The following is an 18,690-nucleotide window of genomic DNA, read 5'->3' as shown; positions in this document are numbered from 1 at the left end:
CAAAATAAAATCTTCAAAGAAAGGGTCACTATGAGATGCCAAGGACATCTCTCATAATCTCTGACCAGGAATCAGCTTTTAATCCACTAGAGTAAGGTCCATTAGTCTTGGGATCTATCCATGCTCTAACGTGCTCTACCAATACATCTTTATCATTGGACATTTTCTTTCCAAGATTCATAAGACGAATACCGTTAAGGATCTCACCACGTGTCTCATAAATATCCGGTCTCTGGATCGCGATGTCCTGTAAAATGCTACCTAGCTCTTTAGGGTCTGAAGTTCCTATCAGTTTGGCAGCTTCAGCAGATCTATCCTGTAGGGCAGCCATCACACTTTCTGCAGCACTCAGTATTTCTCCTCCATCTGCGTAGGGTGCGATCTTTCTGTTTGGGGGAGTTCCCGGAGGAGAAAGTGGAGATTCTGTGCAGGTGAAACGAGCCACAATGCAAGAGCGGATCAAATGATTAAGTGCGGCTTGAGAAATTTCAGGAAGCCAAATAAGAACGCTTTCCTTCATGTGGCCTGAAAGGCCAATATGCTGCACTGAATGGCACATGAAACAGGCGGTAACAAGGTTCTCCAGCGTGTTATTGTGGTGATCATCATCTTTATGATGAACTTCCTGGAATTTTCTTGAGAAGAAATTACAAAAACGGCACCGGTACCCGTCTCTTTGCAAAGCCTTTTCTCTTATTTTCTGAAATTCTATATCTGCATGATCCTGATCTTGGTCATTCATGCGCCAATTTGCCGCTTTTACAGAAAGGATTAGTGGCAAAAGTGGCTGATCAGTTTTGCGCTTAGCCATAAATCACCTTGTCCAGTTGTCTAAAGTCTGGTGCTTTTAGTATTACACACCAGACTTTCCGAATTCTGTGATCAAGGCATAATCAACCTGCAGGTATGATGCCTTTTGTCGTAATAACTTCCCATGACTTGCCTGACATCTTGATCTGTTTGATAACACCTGCATCTGACCCAAGGTCATCGTTCAAATTTTTCATAACTGTGCCACCGGGGGTCCGAATAAATACAGATGACGGGTTGTCCCCTTCCGACACACCTATCAAAAGATATCCGCGAAGTGCATGCAAGGCCATTTTCTTGGTTTGTGCATCATGCTTCTTGCTTTTATGGGGAGTGGTTATGACTGGAGTGTCATCATCTGATGCTGTATCGTCATCTGATTTGTGTAAGTTGGAGGCTTTTTTAGGCTGAAGGATAGCATCTTTCAGTGAGGCGATGCTGGCTTGCTCATCATTTAGGCGGCCATTTATCACGTCCAATTTGCCATTTACACTGGAAATCCCGTCATTGTTGGCTGCATTTCTGGACTTCTCTTCCAAGGATGCGATTTTTTTATTCAGGTCATCCAAATGTTCCAAAACGGTATTGAGTTTGTTCATTACCTCCTGATTGCTGGGCTGCTGTGCGGAAGCAATCTTGGCGGGGATTTGATCGGGCTCAGACGGACCTTGCGCGCTTCCTAACCCTCCGGCAGAGGTGATGTGAGGATGAACTCGTCTGGTATTTGTGGGGAAAGCCTCAGGGGCTTCCGAGCCTGGCATTTCTTGAGCCCGTTGAGATAAGGGAATATCCAAAGGGCTCGCGCCAGCAACGTCAATTGTGTCCACGGTGTTATTTGGAACAGAGTCGCGAGCAGAGGAAGTGGTTCGACGTCTTCCCCGCGGTGCGGGAATGCTTTCCTGACTATCAGATTGCTCTAACTGAGGATTAGCCTCCGCAGGAGTATCACCATCGCCAAAAGCTGCCTGATCTTGATCTGGTATGGGTTGTTTGTGTTGGGTGCGAGAGGCGAGATGTGGCCGGGACGATTTATGGGCTACTGTCGGAGCCGGATCTTCTCCACCCATTATCATATGATACCCTTTGGCTGCGTATCCTGACCACCACAAACCAGATGCAAGGATTGCTGCAGCAACAGCAATATAGACTATTTTCTTATTTTTTTTGTCGTTATCGTCTTCGCCATCCTCATATTCATTATCGTCGTCATCTCTGCTCGATTTGTTGGAGCGACGACGTCGCCTTGTAACCTCATCTTCCACATCATCAGGCCCCATATCATCATGGTGGCGATCTTGTGACCCCTGGTTCAGCTCTTCTTCGTCACCCGGCAGATCTTCATTAAAGCCTCTGTTCTTAGGGTTCTTGCTCATTTTATTGATCTCCACCAAGGAAAAGTAGGGCGAATGGTGTCTGTGACTTGACTTTAATCGTGTCCCGCAGGTTGCCATATTTACTTTGGAACTGGCTGGAAAGCTGATTTGCGCCTTGCCCAAACCCATAAAGCAACTGGTCGGTTGTGCTAAGTTTGGCGTTTGAGAGTGTTGTGCCACCAACCCCATATGTTGCCGTTGAGCCAGAACTTTCTGCCGCCTGACCCAGTCCTTGTAGGAAGCCAGAAGCAAAAGAGACGGCGAAGGTTTCAAGCATGTGACGATCTATGCTTGTTGCCATAGCAGGGCTGAGATCTTTTTCATTTAGAGCTACGGCATTGATTGATATCGGCTTAGCTTTTTTGACGCCATTTTCATTAGTGTAGGGAACGGTCATGGTTTTGAATTTGATCATGACCCCTTCACGAGTAAAATCGAAGGAGCCAAGAATTCTTGATCCGTTAAATGCCCCTTGTCTAATTTCTCCGATAACGACACCTGGCGTATCACTGTTCACAGCGCCGAGGAGTACAGCATAAACCATCGTCCCAGGGGCTGGCAGTTCGAATTCAGTGGAATTGTCGCTATTAGTTTTATCTGTTTGGCCGTTACCGTTAGATGGGTTATCGGCGAGAGATTTTGAGTGGCCAGCTGCCCAAGGATCGCTTCCTTGTTCATCATGCCAACGGCCATTCAAGTCGAGATAATGCCCATCTCCTACTCCTCTTCCAGAAGATGCAGTCGTCCCTTCTTTACCTGAGATGCCTCCTTTGCTTCCAGATGATCCGTCTGAATGGTGATCCTCAAATGAAACTGTGGTGATGGAAGGGAATTTGGATTTTTGTAGGAGGGATGCTTGATGCTCGTACGCCTTGAGCAGGTCAGGATCGAGTTGGTGTTTGACCTGGACATTGGCATTCGAAGCCAAATTCTTCTTCTGCATCGGAACGCCAGGAGACTCATCTGGCATAGGCATTTCGGGAAGTTTGGCTTTTCTCGGATCTAGAGAGGGCGTTTCATCTTTATCCGAGGGCAAATGCGCGGGTAGGGCCTGTGCCGTATCGATAGGTGGGAGAACAGGTGGCGTTTCACTTCCACCATTAATCATTGCATTTTTTACTTCTAATCTTGTTTGCTCATGAGAAAGCCTGGCGTCCTCAGGCGTCATAGATTTACGCCGCCCGCTTTCCTTGATACTGGCTACTTGTCTTGTGCTGGATTCCTCATCAGATTTGACCTGTTCATTATGGACATGACCACTCTCGAAATGGCTATATCCAAGCACAACAGCCCCGAAAGCAATGCCTATAGCCGTTATTTTAATACCGACTTTGTCCTGCATAAAGCGCTGGGCAAATGACTTTTTTTCTTCATTTTCTTCCGTCATGAGATTTGCCCTATTGCATATTGATATCTAGATCGACGTAGACACTTCTGCCGTCTATTAGGAATTCCAGAATGGGAGATCCCTGCAGGGTGTTCTCATCAATTTCATAGACACGGTCGCCTTCAGGACTTTTTTGATCATCAATCCAATCTGGATCGACCATTTGGAGGCGAGAGCGGACATAAATCCCGTGCTTGTAGCGCCAGGCCTCGACTTCTGGATTATTTGTTTTAATGCTGACAGCACCTTTAGGTGGCAAGTCATCGACAAAATCATTCATCGTTTTATCATTGGTTGGCTGCAGGGATGAGCCCTCTGTTATATTTTCCTGAGCGTTCGGTCCTCTGCCTCTAATCCGAATATCTTTTCTGTAATCAACAACGCCGCTTCCGCAAATGACTGAAAATATTACAGGAACGGGCAGTCCTTCGAGAGTGACTACTAGGTTTCCGTATCCATAATTAGCCTTGGGGGCGATCACCGCCATGTTGGTTTTCCCAACTTGCCCTGCCTTCGAAGAAGTAAAAGCATCAGAATTCCCAGACGTAACTGAGGTGATCGGCCAAGGTGCGCCTGTTTGGTCATAGAACGTTAAGACAGTCGCATTTCCAGAAGCCAGACCAATTCTTGGTGATGCTTCTCCGGGTTTAAGGCTCAGAGATATAGTTCCAGAGTGAGGGATAGGGATTACACCATTGGCTGGTTCTGATTGGACCCTCTCCACCGTATCCATATGTGAACGCTCTTTTCTAATTTGATCGGCATTCATAGGGGCGAGTTGCTTTATTGTCTTTTCAAAAGCTTCCTCATCTGGAGTGCCTTTCGGGCCATTATTGCCATAGTCTGATGGTGGATTTGCGTACATTTTCTGTGGTGATGATGCTCCGTAAGCGTTCTCCGTACTGCCATCAACAGCGGGAGGCAGTCCGGCATGGCCTATTCTCCCTACGCCCGGCGCATCTCCATCGGTTTCCGCGTCACCTCCTCGGCCACCCCCCGACATTCGGCTGGGAACAGGGGGGGGGCCTAAAGGATTCATATGAGGTGTTGGTCGCCTTGTGCTGTTCGAAACCATATTTTGTTCTTTGCCTTCCAAAGGTTCGGAAGGCGTTAGAACTGGTGGGGAGGGCGTAGGATCTTCAGGGTGAATGGCGCTATCTTTGTCAGCATCTGAAGGTGTAGGAGATGGTGATGTCGCCACTCTTGCAGATACTGGAGAAACCGGTGAGGCCGGTAGAAAGCCATCAGGAAGATCTTCTGCATGCAAGGACAAAGGCAGCATAAGACCCACTGCTATAAGCCTGCTCACTGTGTGGCGCTGACGAAGATATTTGTTCAACACACATTGAACGTTATTATAGAGGCTTGTCATATAGACACAGATCCTGCGACTGAGTCCAAGATATAGATTATTTTTGCACAACTGTCCTTTGTGGAAGGCTGTGCCCTTCTAAAATAATCCCCTGGATAGATATCAATCTGTAATCGCATCCAATCCAATTCCATATGCCAGGAATTTAACCATTCAAGGCAATGTTATGGTCTGACTGATAAGGTTTCGAGAAAAAAATCCCGAACCTCAGATTAAAAATGAATATTAAGGACTTTTGCTATGAAAATGGCCTTGTCTATTTGTGAGACCAAAATCTGTTTCGGAGGGGGGGGGGACAAGATTACTGCGTAACAATCTGCGCTATAGCCAGACCTCTTCCATTTTCATTCTCCGTGTCGCTCTCTCTCACTACGAGGACACTGACAATGTAATTTTGAGACGAACTGCGTTCGTGGATTCCTGATGCGAATGTTACCGTGATTCCAAGCTGTAAATTGTAAGCATAACGCCCATCGCGCACCCCACGGTCAACAAGCACTACAGCCTTAGTGGGGACGGCAGAAGTAATGTAATTATTTTCAATAACTGGTTCGATAAAGTGCTTTTCGTAGTCCTTTCTGAACGACTTCCATCCAGCTAAGGAAAAGTTTTCTTGGTCGCTATTTAGTTGGTCTCTCCAATGCACGTAATCTTTTGTGTAAAGCGAGATCACGGCAGATGTCACCCATTGATAGAGGGCATCCTTAGTCATGATTGGTTGGTCCAATGGGACTAGAGGCGTAATTTTCCCTCGTGGATCTGTGGCGAAATAGTGCATGACAGGGGGCCTGGTAGATGTGTAGACCAGAGCACCAATGAGGGCGAGAATTACCCCGGCTTCAGCCACCGCAATGCGCGTTACATTGATAAGGGCTGTCGTGTCTCCATAATTTCTGGACATAATCGTAGCCAGAGTTGAGCGCGCCCATTCTGCTGCTTTCGATGTGGATTTAGGACGTTTGCCTCGTGCCTGCTTTGTTTTCTTACTTTCAGACATTAAGCTAACCCTTACTCACAGCTTGATGTTAATATGTGGACTACCGCAAACAGTGCGGTTTTCAATTTCTCAGAAAGTAAAACGAATGGATATAGATAAGTCCATAATTAAACAAATTGGACTGGCCTTATTCTGATCGTTATGGTTATCCATGGTATAAATTCCATGAAGGCTAATTAAGGCCTTCTGAAGTTTACCCCGATTGTCGGCAGGGATAGTGGTATGACTGATACGCGAAAGGATAGGCTTTCCGTGGAAGATAGAGCAACTGATATGGCGACCACGGATATTTCTCCCTTTCCATTATCAAATGATGTGCAGCATATCATGACAGAAAAAGATCAGTATTTTATGGGCCATGATCTCTCTCTTCAGGATGTAGAGAGAATGCTTGCCAATGAGTCTTATGGGAAGAATTTAGACAAAACTGATGCTGCAGGTGTTCGGGTTATTCAGCCCCCTCCGACTGCCGTATCTTCTGCACAACCGATGGGAAAGCCAGCAATAAGTGGCGATGACTTTTCTGGCCTTGATGAGATAATGCGATTTCTTCCTGAAGATGCATCATCAAGCGTACGGAGCGCAGTAGAGGCAGCTCGCTCTGGAAACATGAAACTCAATAACCGCGTTAAGGTTATTGATCTTAACGAGCAAGTGCCATCACAGGCCCAAGTGCCGGTGGCTGTTAAGCATGAAATTTCATCAACCCCTAAGGATGCCGCATTGGAGGTGGCGCCTGACAGTCTCTTAAGTGCCATAAAAAGTCGGACTGAAGGATTGGGGGACACGGGTGATTTGAATTCTTCTAACGCTGTATCAGGTGCAAGTTCACCAGCAGTAGTTCATTCTAGCGCAGAAAGCCCTGCGCCTACGAAAATCTTAACAAAAGGGGAGCATCCTGAGCCGGAGGGCGATCAACTTTCTACTGGCGCCACATCCACTATCTCTCGACAGGCGGGTAGCCTAACAAAGCCACTATCTCCATCGTCACCAATCACTAGAATAACACCCGGCAAAGCCACGATTAAACTCGTTGGGGCGTCACCTAAAAAAGAGCCAGCCCATTCATCTGTTCGTGACCCTCAAAGTCCACTCAGTGGGGCACCGAAACTGCCCAATGGGAGGCCCAAAATCTATCCCATGAGGCTCGTAGCAAGGAGTGGGGGGATAAATGTTTACTTTGACCCTAAAAAATCTACAGAGGCTCCCGCCAATATAAAAGTTCAAGACGATAAAGTCATTGTCCGACCCGTCTCCAATCCTGAAGGTCAACAGGCAAAGGGAGCCGTGCGGCATTCATCCATGCAGAAGCAATCTACCCCTTCCAATGTTCAAGGGGTTCAAAGCGAGACAGAAGCTTCGGTTGTAATTGGAGGGGGGCCTGCGCAGCCTCCCATTTCTAAAGAAGGCATAGAGATACCTCCTACTGTGCCATCGCCGCAAAGGGGGGCTGGTGCGCCTTTAAAGGGGACAGGGCAAGACAATGATCTCATTGAGAATCCCAAAGCGTCACCCGATCAAGGCACTAAGGCAGCCCAAGCCGCCCAGTTGAAGGGGTTAAATACAAGTCAAAGCTTCAAACCTCATCCAGGCACCTCCAGCACTGGACAGAGGGCATTGTCGGTTCGAGAATGCGGACATGCGCAAGCAGTTCAGACTACAAAGAAAAGAAAATTAAAAGTAAATGCTGATATCGCTGAAAAGCCGAAAATGTCAGGAACACGCACCATAAGAGTAAGGGAGATTGAGGATGATGAAGATGTAATTGGCGAAGCGGAGATATCCATCAAAGAGAGGGTGCTAACCCCCAATCACCAGAAAGCCAAGAAATCCTCTTCGCATAAAGGTGGCGGAGGTAAGCAGCGAAATGGAGGTTTGGTTGGAGAAATCATTCCTCCCTCATGGCTCAATTCATATGGGCTGAAGAAGAAAAAGCATAAAAAGTCGTCACCTCACCAGCCTAGATCACAAAAAAAAATACTTCTTATCTGTATAGGCGTCTGCGGACTTGCTGTAATAACAAAGACTTTCTGGGGCCAGCATCAGTCGTTACCGGTATCTTCAATTCCTCTAAAAACTATCACTGATGAATACGATGATCTGCCAGTAGTAGACCCTCACGAGGAATTTGAGGGGGCTAAGGGAGGGAACTGGAACCAGGAGCTTGCCGCTAATCCTCCTGTCTCTAACATCGGCAGTCATATTAAAGACGCTGATATCCCGAATGCCACCCATCTCCAAAAACAGGATATACCTTCAAAATTACAGGCGCCTCCCCCGATCGTTAATGGTACAGGCGCTTCAATAGAAAAAATTTGGGAAGATGGTGAGGCAGAGGCCAACAAAATCCAGTCGCAGATGGATAAAACTGCGCCCAAAGACGATATCCATCCTGTTGATAGAATAGCCTCTACCCCTCAACTCCCTAAGGGAATGGTTCCAGCAGCAGAAGTGGACAGCCTTCAGTCATCAAGCAAACCTGCACAAGGGGGGGCTAGAATGGCAAAATTTGATGATGTGAAAATGTATATGCCGAGTAATGGTGTGTACGGGGATTTGGAAGGTCTAGGGATCGATACAGATAACTTGGACGCTTATAACTCTACTTCGACTGAACAGGATACTCCTGTCATTCTGCCTAATCAAATTAAGCAGCCAAAGTCTGAGGCAGTGGTATCGGCAGGAAAGAATAAAGGCACCAAACATCCTTCTCACATGTAGTTTCTGCCTTAACCGGAAAGTGTTCAATATCCTTAAGCGTTCGTAAGGTGTAAATCATGGCCAACAGAATTCTTTTTTCGATCCCAGTTCATGAGCGCCCAGATATCATTCGCGATCAGGCTTTAAACATCCTGAAATTCTGCCCCAACTCGGTTGTCGTTATGCACCTATCTAAAGGTGTGAACAATGATGACGATCTTGCTTTATTCAAAATGGCTATTGAGGGATTAGAAGGTGTTATTTTAAACGCCGATGAAGGTTATAGGGTTGATACGGGTGACGGTCATAGTGGTATCTTTCAGGCGCACTATGCAAATTATCTGCTGGCCGAGAAGTTGGGGATCGATTTTTCTACGATTTGCTTATTATCCTCCAATGAGCTTCTGATTAAGTCAGGTCTGGAAGATTATACGGCCCAACATCATATCGGTTGTCAGACTGTCTTGTCGGATCCGACATCTAATTGGCATCTTTTCAACAGGGATTTGTTGAGCAGATTGCAAAGTGTTGGCTTTCTAGATGATCTTGAAATTTCTCAATTTTATTTTGGAGGGCAAGCTGAGGGGCAATTCTATAGGAAAGACATATTTAAGAAAATGGCGACCATATTTCGGAATTTCTTCCCTCGATCAAGGCCTGCAGGTTTTGAGACAGAAGAGGTGATACCACCTACCATCGTGGCCAATTTAACTGTGGATGGTGGCAAGGAAATGATGCCTGTACCACCCATCACTTTGTGTGATTACTGCCATGATCTGTCCATCACCCCCAAGTTGATTGAAAAAATCCGATCGGGATGGGGAGTGATCTATGCCCCCAAAAAAAATGGCATGCTTGTATCCCCTCATATCGGTTGGCCCTCATTCAAGACGATATTCAGCGTAAAAAGGGTGCCGAGAGAAGAGTGTGAAATCAGGAGTTTCATTCGCTCACTTGCCCCCTAACACTGGCTACTGAAAAGACGAAAACCGATATTGTTTTGGGGATATTATCAGGCCTTGTGCGTCCGCTTTATGCCGATATGAGCATAAAGTGGATTTCCTTTATGGACACTAATGCATCAGAGGTGATACATTTACTCGCATTAAACGTTCAATCTTTAAGACATAAGGTATTTGCAGTATGCCAGCTCCACAACCACCCTCAGTCGCTGTTATTGGTGCGGTGAAAGCGCTTGGTGAAAATATTCGAGCAGCTCGCCTTCTCCGAGGCATCTCGCAGCAAGAGATCGCCGATCAGGCGAATACCACAAGAGGCACTTTGGGACGAATAGAGGGAGGCGACGTGAATGTCGGTATCGGGCTCTATGCGGCTGTCATGCATGCGTTGGGGATAGTAGAAAACCTGCCACTTGCTGCTGACATCCAAAATGATCGAGGACTTCAAGTTGAGGTTTTGGGCAGGGTCCCAGATAGGGCACCTCGGCGTGATGCGAGAAAAAAGAATCGTCTTTTTTAAGGCGATTGAATAAAGACAAAAGACATCTTCTTTCCTTTCTGCTCACTTGTTGGGTGGAAAGGCTGTCGTTGACAGAAGTTCAACATAAATTAAGGTGAATTAGTGAAAAGACAGTTTCCATTTTCGATATCATATTTTTTCAGCATCTCCCTGTCCAATAAGCCGTCATTTTCACATATGATCTCTATCCTATCTGGTGGGATCCGTGCAGTGACTTCAATTTCATATCCAGTGTTGTGCTGAAAAGTGCCAGAAGGGAGGGAGACATGAATTACAGCGAGGGTTTCATCATCATCAAAAGCTTCGGCCATCCAGTTCGCTAAGGCATTTTCCATGGCCTCAACATTAGGGAAAAGGTAAATCGCTTTATACTTTTCTCCCAGATCTTCTGATCTAGGGCCTATCCTGGGCTCTAAACCATTCCTCATAATGCTTGGCAGGTTTTCGGCAGGTGTTACGTGAAATGCTGATAAAGTAGAGGATGTCATCAGCATTCCCTTCGATATGCTAATGGAAAATGTTTTATTTTAACTGCAATGTTTCGGTTATAATCATAACAAGCTAGAGACAAGTGTTTTCAGTGTAGGTGAAAACAAATTTTCCAATCGAGATTATATATGTATTTGTCATTTTATTTGGTGCCGCAGGAGGGATTTGAACCCCCGACCTACCGCTTACAAGGCGGTTGTTCTACCACTGAGCTACAACGGCATAAAATTCATTTATATGGCCTTAGAAATTAATACAAGGCTATTTTGACCATTTGCAGCAAAGTGGCCTTGCCTATTTAAGGGGGGCAAGACTAGAATAGCCTTGTGAGAATTCATTATATCCGCCGAATGGTAGAAAGTTATGACATCAAGTGAGAAGGTCGGTACGAGCACTATAGATCGAGAGATCGCACAAAGCTCCCTTCTCTCTGAAAATGCCTTTAAGAGGCTGCTCACCTTATCTGAAGATGGGTCAATCGCTCAAAGCGGACTCCACATCGCATTCCTTTGGGGGCTTACAGTCTCGGATCGCTATGTTCTAACTGATTCTTATACCAGTCTTGTGAATGATACCTGTGCACGCAATCCAGAAAGCCTTCTAAACCCCAATTACTTCAAATTTTTTGAAGGCTATTTTAGATCACACCCTAAAATTATGGTTTTGCCAATTCGGCCCAGAAAGTCAAAATATTCTCAAGATGACAAAGATAAACCTTATCATTTATCTTCTGATGGCGGCTCCCCCAATCCGACAGATGCAAAAGATAAAGGTGATGAATGGGTATCTGTGCTCACCTTTATAGATCCATCAAATGTGAATGTGGGGATTATGCTTTTCGCATGGGGAGATATAAAATCTGGATTTATATCTACGAGAGCAGTGCATCTGGATCTGATTAAGCTCAAGGAGCATCTAGATATCTCAGGTGTGCAGATTGCCGCTTATGGTGACGTGACGAATTTTATCTGTGGCGCAATCAAAATTACACATGACAAAGCTTTTGATATCTACGGGTCTGATGGTGTTCCAGGCGCAGAGCAAGAGGCCATTATGCTGACAGAACTCCCATTTTTTTTGGGGGTTGTCCTGGGCATGTACTCCAAAAACACAAGGAAAATAAGGTCGGGTGTCAATGAGAAGGTTCGAACACCTGAACCATCGATTGCTCAAGAGTGTGAAGGGAAGGATATTTTTTTATTCCCTCCGCTGTCAGCCATACAATCGAGCAGTCCTAGTTTCGCTTATGAGCGCAGGTTTTTTAAGCCGGGTTTAGTCTGGAGGTGAATATCTTCAGCATTAACCGTAAGGATAGAGAGATTATGATTGAGATATTGAGTGACGATTTAAGGGAGCGTATTGCTTCATCAGCCCCCTTAAGGCCCGAAGAAGTCGCAATGGTCCCAAAGGAAGCTATCTGTATACTCCAAATGCAAAGGGATCCTACAACTCGTACTGGTCTCTCAGAAGAGATGTATTTGGTTGGTCTCGCAGTGGGTGTGGCTGTCGATGGGTTGCTTGTGCATGTGGCTGTTCTTAACAAAGACAAAGAAATTGACCCAATTACAAAGCCTGAAAGGGAAGATGCTCTGATGGCTGTTATTGAGGAAGCATCTATTTATAAAAAAGGGGACAATATCTCTCTGCTTCTCACCCCCTCATCCAATGAAGTGGTCGCATACTGCAAGCTTCCTCCTGAAGATGGCCGGGATGTCTTTATCACGCTGAGCGATGGGGAAACTCAAACACGCAATTTCAACGAGTTCGTGGATTGGGTTAAAGCCGAAATAGAAGAAGATGAGGAAGATGAAGGATGATGGTCTCTCGATTTCTAAGGCCTTTGCGGTATCTTCCTGTCGTTTCATCATTGGCCATATTAGGCGCCTGCCATACTCCTCCAGTTCAGAAAACCGTACATATGGCATCTGGGGCTATCCCTGTTCTTAAAAATGACGGGGCAGTCCTCCAAGAACTTTGTGATGGGCATAGTGATCCCCAGCAGTGGGATGGAGAGCTGTCCTTTGTGGCGAAAATGGATGTTTACGCCTTAGAAGGAGGCCTTCTTTCAGGCAAGCATCGTATTATGACCGCAGCATTCCCTGTTGGCCATGGGCTTACAGTTACAGGTGCGCTGGACAGGAAGGGGGATAACCCTTTGGTGCATGAGGCAGTATGCCACGGTGCAGTCATGCAATCACTTTATCACTATGAGCATGACAGGCCTTTTGTAGACTGGGTCGTTACAATGGCCCCTTATGAGGTGCAGCCAGATAAAGGAACGCCATTCTCGCCACAATCATGGAATGCCAGCGGACGGATATCCATTGATGTTCAAACAGGGAAAGGTAGTGGATCATTTATGTGGTCTCCAGGGTCAGAGCAGACGATTAGTGGCTCCAGCGCCCTCATGACTGAAATCACCATTACCCCGGGGCCACAATGGACAAGAGAGTATAACGAAGTCCGCAACAAAGAGTTCGAGGCAGCACACAGCCCTAAAGCCATAGGTGGTGCATCTGCTCTTCCAGATGAAGAGCCTGGGCGCACATTAGATGAAGATATGAGGTCTTCGCAGTGAGATATGGGTTGAAAAAAAATATAGGATTGGGGCTCGCCAGCGCCATGCTTTTAGTCGGGCAAGCTGTGGCGATGGATAAGGTAGTGGGGGCAGCGCCTCAATACTATAACGGCGGTTACAACCAGAAAGACATGATTGGAGAAAATCAAAATGGGGATGGCAAACAACCCTTGAAATATCCTATAAAAGTTATGACGGTAAAGGTGTCGCCAGGAGAAGGCCGTCAAAACAAACTGGATGCCATTATCAACGGTGCTGCCGTTTATCTTTTGAGGGCTGAAGAAGAAAATATTGGGGTAAGAATACCGTCTCCTTCTGATTTAATCACCGAGAACCTGCCTCCGCGTGGATCCATTTACAAGTGTCCTAAGGTTATTTTGGAAAGAGAAAATCAGATCGCTCTTGGCGTTAAAATTGGCAGAATACCATCATCCATGGATGGAGACGTTGATATCAAGACAAATGCTTATGTCATCAATAAAGCAGGATGCCCTTATCAAGATGTACTCGATCTGAAAGCCAGGATTTGGTCCAATCCTGAGGGTACAATGCTTTATCTGGCTCCAACAGGTCTTAATATCGTTAGTGGTCGCGATAGAAGGTATAGACTGTGAGATTGCAAATCAGATGATCTATGTGAACCGATATGAATAATAAAATTTAATGAGATGAAGTGTGTGTTTAACTTTCGCCACTTTTAATATTCACGGAACAGGACATCTGATATCGTAGTTCTCCTTTAAGTTCACGACACAACAAAAATCATGATGTTTAATAGGATTATTAGTGATGTCAGAGATTGAGACTGGCGCTAAGGCTAAGGCCGAACATTGCGTAAAGATTGATGATATGGAAATTCTGGCAAAATTAGCCATGGCTGGAAAGGTGTCCAAACCTAGAAAAACATCACCACCGCCTCCTCCTAAACCAAAAGGTCTGGCCATCGGAGGTTACGTTTTATTCGAAAGCCTAATTCTGCAGAAATTTATTGTCAGGCGTGTGATTGAGATAACCAAGACACATGTTATTCTGAAGCCCAATAGATCATCTACAATAAATCCTAGAGAAATTGGCTTCCCGTCTGTCATTCTCGCCTCATTAGAGAGGAAGGAGGTAGATCAAATGGAGCGAAAAATAAATAGATTGCAGGATAAATATCTAGATAGCTTGAAAAAATTGCGCAAGGACCACCTTAATAGAATGAGGGAACTCATAGGTCTTTAGGGAAATACGAATTATCTATTTGAACCTTTTTATCGTGATCCTTAGCCTTGAGGGTGATAAACATTCAAGGCTAGGATAATATGCTCAATATTGTTGTGCCCATGGCGGGGAGAGGCAGCCGCTTTCAAAAAGCCGGTTACACAATCCCCAAGCCACTGATCCCTGTCTTTGAAGGGGTTCCGATGATCAAGCTGGTCATCGACAATATGCGCCCCACTTCATCTCATAGATTTATTTTCGTATGCCAGCGTGAGCATGACACAGTTTACGATCTAAATCGAAAGTTAAAAGAGTGGGCACCTGGATGTGAGGTGGTTTTCATAGACGGCATCACAGAAGGAGCTGCTTGCACTGTCCTAAAAGCGCGAGAGGTGATTGATTCTAATAACCCTCTTATGATCGTTAACAGTGATCAATACATCGACTTTGATGTAGACGATTACCTTTGTGCATCTGAGCATGTAGATGGGCTTATTATGACGATGATAGCATGTGACCCTAAATGGTCTTATGTTGCTCTAGATGAGAAGGATTTGGTTAAACGTGTAGCCGAAAAGCAGGTTATTTCACATCAAGCGACAGTTGGAGTGTACAATTTCAAGTCAGGAAAAGATTTTGTCTCCTGCGCCGATATGATGATTTCACTAGATGATAAGTCAAATGGTGAATTTTACGTTGCGCCTGTTTATAATTATCTCATTTCAGAAGGTAAAATGGTAGGAACCTATAATATAGGCATGGAAGGGCATGGAATGTTCGGCCTGGGAATACCAGAAGATCTTGCTTGCTTTCAAAATCATCTAGAGATTCAGAAAAAATTATCCCAAAATGGCCTCGTAAGGGGTGTAATCTAATGATGATATTGGCCCACCGAGGCATGTGGAAATCCTTAGAAGATAAAAACTCTTTGGCTGCGATCTCGCGTGCCTTTAGTCATGGATATGGTTTAGAAACAGATGTGCGTGATCATCAAGGTGATGTCGTTATCTCGCATGATCCATCACCATCTGATTATGGTGTCAAAATGAAGCATGCATCTTCTCCCGTTGATGTTGAGTGGGTGCTGAGAAAGGCAATTTCTCATGCCTTAATAGGTGATCAGGCGGAATGGGCAAAAAAACCTAATTTGAAAATTCCATTGGCAATAAATATTAAAAGTGATGGTATCGGCTCCATGATTATTAAGGCGCTGGAGAACATTGATATTGGAAAATTCCCATGGTTCGCATTCGATATGTCAGTGCCTGAAATGGTTTCGTATATTAAATTAAATATCCCGGTATTTACCCGGCATAGCGATATAGAAAAGTTCCCTGTGTTATACGATCAGGCTCATGGGGTGTGGCTTGATTCATTTAGTTGGCCAGTATGGTATGACAATAAGGACATCAAAGAGCATCTGGCATATGGGAAGTATGTCTGCGTTGTCTCGCCTGAACTGCATGGTCACTCGGCTGAAAAAGTAGAATCTGTTTGGCGATCTATTTATGATAGTGGATTGTTTCGACATTCACGATTGATGATCTGCACAGATTGGCCGGAGAAATGCCGTCAATTTATGAGATAGTTTCCTAATTTTGGGCAAAGACGCATTCAGGTGTTGATGAGGCAGAGCATGTCGATTGAGGCAGTTGTGTTTGATATGGACGGTGTGCTCATAGATGCCAGAGATTGGCATTATCAAGCAATGAACAGGGCTCTTGGATTATTCGGCGTAAAAATTAGTATGGCTGATCATTTGGCGCGATACGATGGTCTTCCTACGAAAAGAAAGCTGGAGATACTCAGTGAGGACGAAGGAATTGCCTCATTAGTTCCAAGAGGTCTTTATCCTTTTATTGCTGAAATGAAGCAGCGATATACTGCTGAAATTGTTTATACAAAATGTAGACCCGTATTCAAGCAAGAGTACTTGCTGGCTAAGCTGCATGCCTCAGGATACAAAATGGCTGTAGCATCAAACTCTATCCGCAATACGGTAGAAACTATGATGAACCTCGCAGGATTGTCTGGGTTTCTCGATGTTATGTTATCCAATGAAGATGTGAGCAATCCTAAACCCGCACCAGATATATATATGCTGGCGATGAGGATGTTGGGGGTTCATCCTCAAAATACCCTCATTATCGAAGATAACGAGAATGGGATTAAGGCGGCACTTGCTTCAGGTGCTCATGTCATGGCGGTAAATGATCCTAGCGATGTAAGCTGGCCGAACGTGCTGGAGAAGATCACATCCATTGATCAAGGGGGACGCCAAAAATATAATGTCCTTAGAAATGGAAATAAAATAATCAATCTCAATAATGGATGTCAGAAATTCCAATGAATATTATAATACTAGCTCTAAAGCCGGATCTTGAAGCAACCTTGTCAATAATAATCTCACTCTTACCATTGAATGAGAATGGCAGGATAGTGTGCATTACTTCAGGTGAATCAGACTATGAAATACTAGATACAAACTGCAGCATTGATCATGTCCATTCAAGATCGGTTACGGCGGGAACCGCTTGTGCCACTTTACTTATGAATGACTGGATTCTCCAAAACCCTGGAGAGTTGTTGATTGTAGATGCAGAAGACTTTGAAGAATGCAGTATTATTGAGGCGCTGAAGGTATTTAGAAAAGCCGCATCCCGACCCCATCATGAAGAGGATCAAGGTCTTAAAATAAAAGGGGGCATTATATATTCCAGTATCTCAAATGAGATGTATACAGATAAAGAAAGATTATATTTTTCTAATGGAAAGTGTATTGTTGGTGAGGTTTCGTCAAAGATTATTAGTAAATATTTTGTAGCAGGCGTGTATTGGTTCAATTCGGGAGAGGAAGCTATTTGTCACATCAAGCAGATAGTGCGAAAAGGGGCCTCTGAATTCGGCGAATTTAAAATTGGCGCAGCTTTTAATGAAATTATCTTGTCTATGGATGGTGTGTTAGGTGTAAGAGCTCAAGCTAATATGCGTGGTCCATCTTTCGATGGTTTGAGCCCGGCATATTCTGTATCTTCAAGATGATGAAATTTTTCCCTGATTTAATTTGACTGCCATCTTGTTTGTAATCAAAAACTAATTGATGATTATTCGCTCTAGATCAGCACCATAGAGTGCATCTGGGGAACCGTACAGTAGGCGTTGAATTTAACAACGCACTATCCGCATTTGTTCTTCACCGCAGAAAATGGCATTATTTGGCAAGGCCTAATTGATCATTGACTGTCAAATTGGCCTTGAATTGACGTGTCAAGAAAATCCTATCACGTCCCATTTCTAATGTAATACCCTGATAAAAAAGGATTTTATAGAGGGCTGAATTTTAGTTTATTACATGGCCTTATGAGATGGATTTTTCTAATTGTAATGGGTATACGTTAATCATTGAGAAAGCTTTTTTGAGCATATTTCAATAATAAGGCTAAGCCATAAATTTCATACCACCACTACCGTTATTTATTGCGGTATTCCTTACAACTGGAGCTTGGTTGAGAATATGAGCTTTCGTCGCCACTTGGAACTGTTCACTGTGTTGACATCAGTAGGGGCATTCCTGTGCCCATTCTCTCAAGCTGAGTCTTCTACAGTTGAGGTTACTGGGGATGAAAGTGAGCCAGTTTATGATGTTAGCAGTGGCGAGACTATTATTGACCCATCTGCTGAATTGACGATTACCGGTAAGGCCTTTGGTGTTACATTAGATGATATTGAGAACCGAGGCACATTGATCCTCAATGTGACCCCGCCTGGTCGTCAAGAGGTTGATGGAGGTATGCCAGGGTTTGATATAACTAATTTAGATATGCTTGATGGCTCAACTTTAGCATTCGATGACAGCAGAATAGATGATGGTAATATTAAAGTATCTGGATCAGTTTTATTTGATTCAGAAAATTATGGCTACATCTATTCAGAAATCTCTAATGGATCAACATCAGGGAATATTACCAAAACTGGCTCAGGCAGCCTCACGTTATACGGGAAGGATAGTTACACAGGAACAACGGAGGTTGCAGGTGGTGAGTTACAAATAGATGGAGATAGCAGCGCATCTACCGGTCAGGTTAGTGTTGAAAGTAGCGCGGCCTTGGGCGGTACTGGCACGATAGGTGGTAGTGTTGATATTGCTGGAGGTGCGACGCTTGCGGCCGGGGATGCCGGCCAGGTCGGTACACTGACGATTGATGGTGGTTTGACTCTGGAAAGTGGCTCGACCACGGACTTTGACCTTGGCCAGGCCGGCACAGAAGGCGGTGCTCAGAACGATCTGATTAAGGTCGGAGG

Annotated in this window: 19 protein-coding genes and 1 tRNA gene; 13 read left to right on the top strand and 7 right to left on the bottom strand. The window is 44.8% G+C overall.

Annotated elements, in window-relative coordinates; genetic code table 11:
* Nucleotides 1-28 precede the first annotated feature (28 nt).
* The 5 genes from CSR02_RS14590 to CSR02_RS14570 form a co-directional block, all read right to left on the bottom strand.
* Nucleotides 29-811 (bottom strand): HNH endonuclease, encoded by a 783-nt coding sequence (locus CSR02_RS14590; protein WP_099542149.1) that lies wholly within the window; start codon nt 809-811, stop codon nt 29-31.
* Nucleotides 812-893: 82 nt separating this feature from the next.
* On the bottom strand, nt 894-2,183 hold the full coding sequence (locus CSR02_RS14585) for a hypothetical protein (protein WP_143225616.1): 1,290 nt from the start codon (nt 2,181-2,183) through the stop codon (nt 894-896).
* Nucleotide 2,184: 1 nt separating this feature from the next.
* A complete protein-coding gene (locus CSR02_RS14580) occupies nt 2,185-3,570 on the bottom strand; it encodes a DotG/IcmE/VirB10 family protein (RefSeq protein WP_099542147.1) in 1,386 nt (461 codons plus the stop codon).
* A gap of 10 nt (nt 3,571-3,580) precedes the next feature.
* On the bottom strand, nt 3,581-4,942 hold the full coding sequence (locus tag CSR02_RS14575) for a DotH/IcmK family type IV secretion protein (RefSeq protein WP_099542146.1): 1,362 nt from the start codon (nt 4,940-4,942) through the stop codon (nt 3,581-3,583).
* Between the two features lie 301 nt (nt 4,943-5,243).
* The gene (locus tag CSR02_RS14570; protein WP_099542145.1) at nt 5,244-5,939 is read right to left on the bottom strand and encodes a DotI/IcmL/TraM family protein; all 696 of its coding nucleotides are present in this window, start codon (nt 5,937-5,939) and stop codon (nt 5,244-5,246) included.
* A 222-nt stretch (nt 5,940-6,161) separates the two neighbouring features.
* Between CSR02_RS14570 and CSR02_RS14565 the strand changes: the two genes are divergently transcribed.
* The 3 genes from CSR02_RS14565 to CSR02_RS14555 all read left to right on the top strand — a co-directional run bounded on the left by CSR02_RS14565 (nt 6,162) and on the right by CSR02_RS14555 (nt 10,118).
* Nucleotides 6,162-8,660: a hypothetical protein gene (locus tag CSR02_RS14565; RefSeq protein ID WP_099542144.1), complete on the top strand. Its 2,499-nt coding sequence runs from the start codon at nt 6,162-6,164 to the stop codon at nt 8,658-8,660.
* Nucleotides 8,661-8,716: 56 nt separating this feature from the next.
* On the top strand, nt 8,717-9,604 hold the full coding sequence (locus tag CSR02_RS14560; protein ID WP_099542143.1) for a hypothetical protein: 888 nt from the start codon (nt 8,717-8,719) through the stop codon (nt 9,602-9,604).
* 178 nt (nt 9,605-9,782) lie between these two features.
* Nucleotides 9,783-10,118, top strand: coding sequence for a helix-turn-helix domain-containing protein (locus tag CSR02_RS14555; RefSeq protein ID WP_099542142.1), 336 nt, complete (start codon nt 9,783-9,785; stop codon nt 10,116-10,118).
* Between the two features lie 89 nt (nt 10,119-10,207).
* Here CSR02_RS14555 and CSR02_RS14550 read toward each other — a convergent pair whose 3' ends face one another.
* Nucleotides 10,208-10,606, bottom strand: a complete 399-nt coding sequence (locus CSR02_RS14550; RefSeq protein WP_143225615.1) for a hypothetical protein — start codon at nt 10,604-10,606, stop codon at nt 10,208-10,210.
* Between the two features lie 148 nt (nt 10,607-10,754).
* A tRNA-Thr gene (locus CSR02_RS14545) sits at nt 10,755-10,829 on the bottom strand.
* Nucleotides 10,830-10,970: 141 nt separating this feature from the next.
* On the opposite strand from CSR02_RS14545, the gene CSR02_RS14540 reads away from it, so the two are divergent.
* The 10 genes from CSR02_RS14540 to CSR02_RS14495 all read left to right on the top strand — a co-directional run.
* Entirely contained in the window at nt 10,971-11,894 is a 924-nt protein-coding gene (locus tag CSR02_RS14540) for a hypothetical protein (RefSeq protein ID WP_099542140.1), read from the top strand.
* Between the two features lie 35 nt (nt 11,895-11,929).
* A complete protein-coding gene (locus CSR02_RS14535) occupies nt 11,930-12,424 on the top strand; it encodes a hypothetical protein (protein WP_143225614.1) in 495 nt (164 codons plus the stop codon).
* Nucleotides 12,425-12,690: 266 nt separating this feature from the next.
* Entirely contained in the window at nt 12,691-13,185 is a 495-nt protein-coding gene (locus CSR02_RS14530) for a LolA-like protein (RefSeq protein WP_124296576.1), read from the top strand.
* A gap of 8 nt (nt 13,186-13,193) precedes the next feature.
* Nucleotides 13,194-13,799: a hypothetical protein gene (locus CSR02_RS14525; protein ID WP_124296575.1), complete on the top strand. Its 606-nt coding sequence runs from the start codon at nt 13,194-13,196 to the stop codon at nt 13,797-13,799.
* A gap of 175 nt (nt 13,800-13,974) precedes the next feature.
* Nucleotides 13,975-14,409: a hypothetical protein gene (locus CSR02_RS14520; RefSeq protein WP_099542136.1), complete on the top strand. Its 435-nt coding sequence runs from the start codon at nt 13,975-13,977 to the stop codon at nt 14,407-14,409.
* A gap of 80 nt (nt 14,410-14,489) precedes the next feature.
* Nucleotides 14,490-15,263, top strand: a complete 774-nt coding sequence (locus CSR02_RS14515) for a glycosyltransferase family 2 protein (protein ID WP_099542135.1) — start codon at nt 14,490-14,492, stop codon at nt 15,261-15,263.
* A complete protein-coding gene (locus CSR02_RS14510) occupies nt 15,263-15,976 on the top strand; it encodes a PI-PLC domain-containing protein (protein WP_099542134.1) in 714 nt (237 codons plus the stop codon). Before CSR02_RS14515 ends, CSR02_RS14510 begins: the two co-directional genes overlap by 1 nt.
* Before the next feature lie 48 nt (nt 15,977-16,024).
* The gene (locus CSR02_RS14505; protein ID WP_099542197.1) at nt 16,025-16,738 is read left to right on the top strand and encodes an HAD family hydrolase; all 714 of its coding nucleotides are present in this window, start codon (nt 16,025-16,027) and stop codon (nt 16,736-16,738) included.
* The gene (locus CSR02_RS14500) at nt 16,735-17,430 is read left to right on the top strand and encodes a glycosyltransferase family protein (protein WP_099542133.1); all 696 of its coding nucleotides are present in this window, start codon (nt 16,735-16,737) and stop codon (nt 17,428-17,430) included. The genes CSR02_RS14505 and CSR02_RS14500 overlap by 4 nt, the downstream gene beginning before the upstream one ends.
* Before the next feature lie 472 nt (nt 17,431-17,902).
* Nucleotides 17,903-18,690 (top strand): autotransporter-associated beta strand repeat-containing protein (locus CSR02_RS14495; protein ID WP_167384160.1); only part of this gene is annotated, 788 nt, incomplete at its 3' end.

The organism is Acetobacter pomorum (genome assembly GCF_002738225.1).
Taxonomy (GTDB): Bacteria; Pseudomonadota; Alphaproteobacteria; order Acetobacterales; family Acetobacteraceae; genus Acetobacter; species Acetobacter pomorum.
Note: the sequence above shows the minus strand (reverse complement) of the source record. Positions and strands in the feature narration are given on the sequence as shown.

What these genes read in the sequence shown, in the direction of transcription:
- CSR02_RS14590 (WP_099542149.1), bottom strand. Translation starts at nt 811, where the DNA reads ATGGCTAAGCGCAAAACTGATCAGCCACTTTTGCCACTAATCCTTTCT.
- CSR02_RS14585 (WP_143225616.1), bottom strand. Translation starts at nt 2,183, where the DNA reads ATGAGCAAGAACCCTAAGAACAGAGGCTTTAATGAAGATCTGCCGGGT.
- CSR02_RS14580 (WP_099542147.1), bottom strand. Translation starts at nt 3,570, where the DNA reads ATGACGGAAGAAAATGAAGAAAAAAAGTCATTTGCCCAGCGCTTTATG.
- CSR02_RS14575 (WP_099542146.1), bottom strand. Translation starts at nt 4,942, where the DNA reads ATGACAAGCCTCTATAATAACGTTCAATGTGTGTTGAACAAATATCTT.
- CSR02_RS14570 (WP_099542145.1), bottom strand. Translation starts at nt 5,939, where the DNA reads ATGTCTGAAAGTAAGAAAACAAAGCAGGCACGAGGCAAACGTCCTAAA.
- CSR02_RS14565 (WP_099542144.1), top strand. Translation starts at nt 6,162, where the DNA reads ATGACTGATACGCGAAAGGATAGGCTTTCCGTGGAAGATAGAGCAACT.
- CSR02_RS14560 (WP_099542143.1), top strand. Translation starts at nt 8,717, where the DNA reads ATGGCCAACAGAATTCTTTTTTCGATCCCAGTTCATGAGCGCCCAGAT.
- CSR02_RS14555 (WP_099542142.1), top strand. Translation starts at nt 9,783, where the DNA reads ATGCCAGCTCCACAACCACCCTCAGTCGCTGTTATTGGTGCGGTGAAA.
- CSR02_RS14550 (WP_143225615.1), bottom strand. Translation starts at nt 10,606, where the DNA reads ATGACATCCTCTACTTTATCAGCATTTCACGTAACACCTGCCGAAAAC.
- CSR02_RS14540 (WP_099542140.1), top strand. Translation starts at nt 10,971, where the DNA reads ATGACATCAAGTGAGAAGGTCGGTACGAGCACTATAGATCGAGAGATC.
- CSR02_RS14535 (WP_143225614.1), top strand. Translation starts at nt 11,930, where the DNA reads ATGATTGAGATATTGAGTGACGATTTAAGGGAGCGTATTGCTTCATCA.
- CSR02_RS14530 (WP_124296576.1), top strand. Translation starts at nt 12,691, where the DNA reads ATGACCGCAGCATTCCCTGTTGGCCATGGGCTTACAGTTACAGGTGCG.
- CSR02_RS14520 (WP_099542136.1), top strand. Translation starts at nt 13,975, where the DNA reads ATGTCAGAGATTGAGACTGGCGCTAAGGCTAAGGCCGAACATTGCGTA.
- CSR02_RS14515 (WP_099542135.1), top strand. Translation starts at nt 14,490, where the DNA reads ATGCTCAATATTGTTGTGCCCATGGCGGGGAGAGGCAGCCGCTTTCAA.
- CSR02_RS14510 (WP_099542134.1), top strand. Translation starts at nt 15,263, where the DNA reads ATGATGATATTGGCCCACCGAGGCATGTGGAAATCCTTAGAAGATAAA.
- CSR02_RS14505 (WP_099542197.1), top strand. Translation starts at nt 16,025, where the DNA reads ATGTCGATTGAGGCAGTTGTGTTTGATATGGACGGTGTGCTCATAGAT.
- CSR02_RS14500 (WP_099542133.1), top strand. Translation starts at nt 16,735, where the DNA reads ATGAATATTATAATACTAGCTCTAAAGCCGGATCTTGAAGCAACCTTG.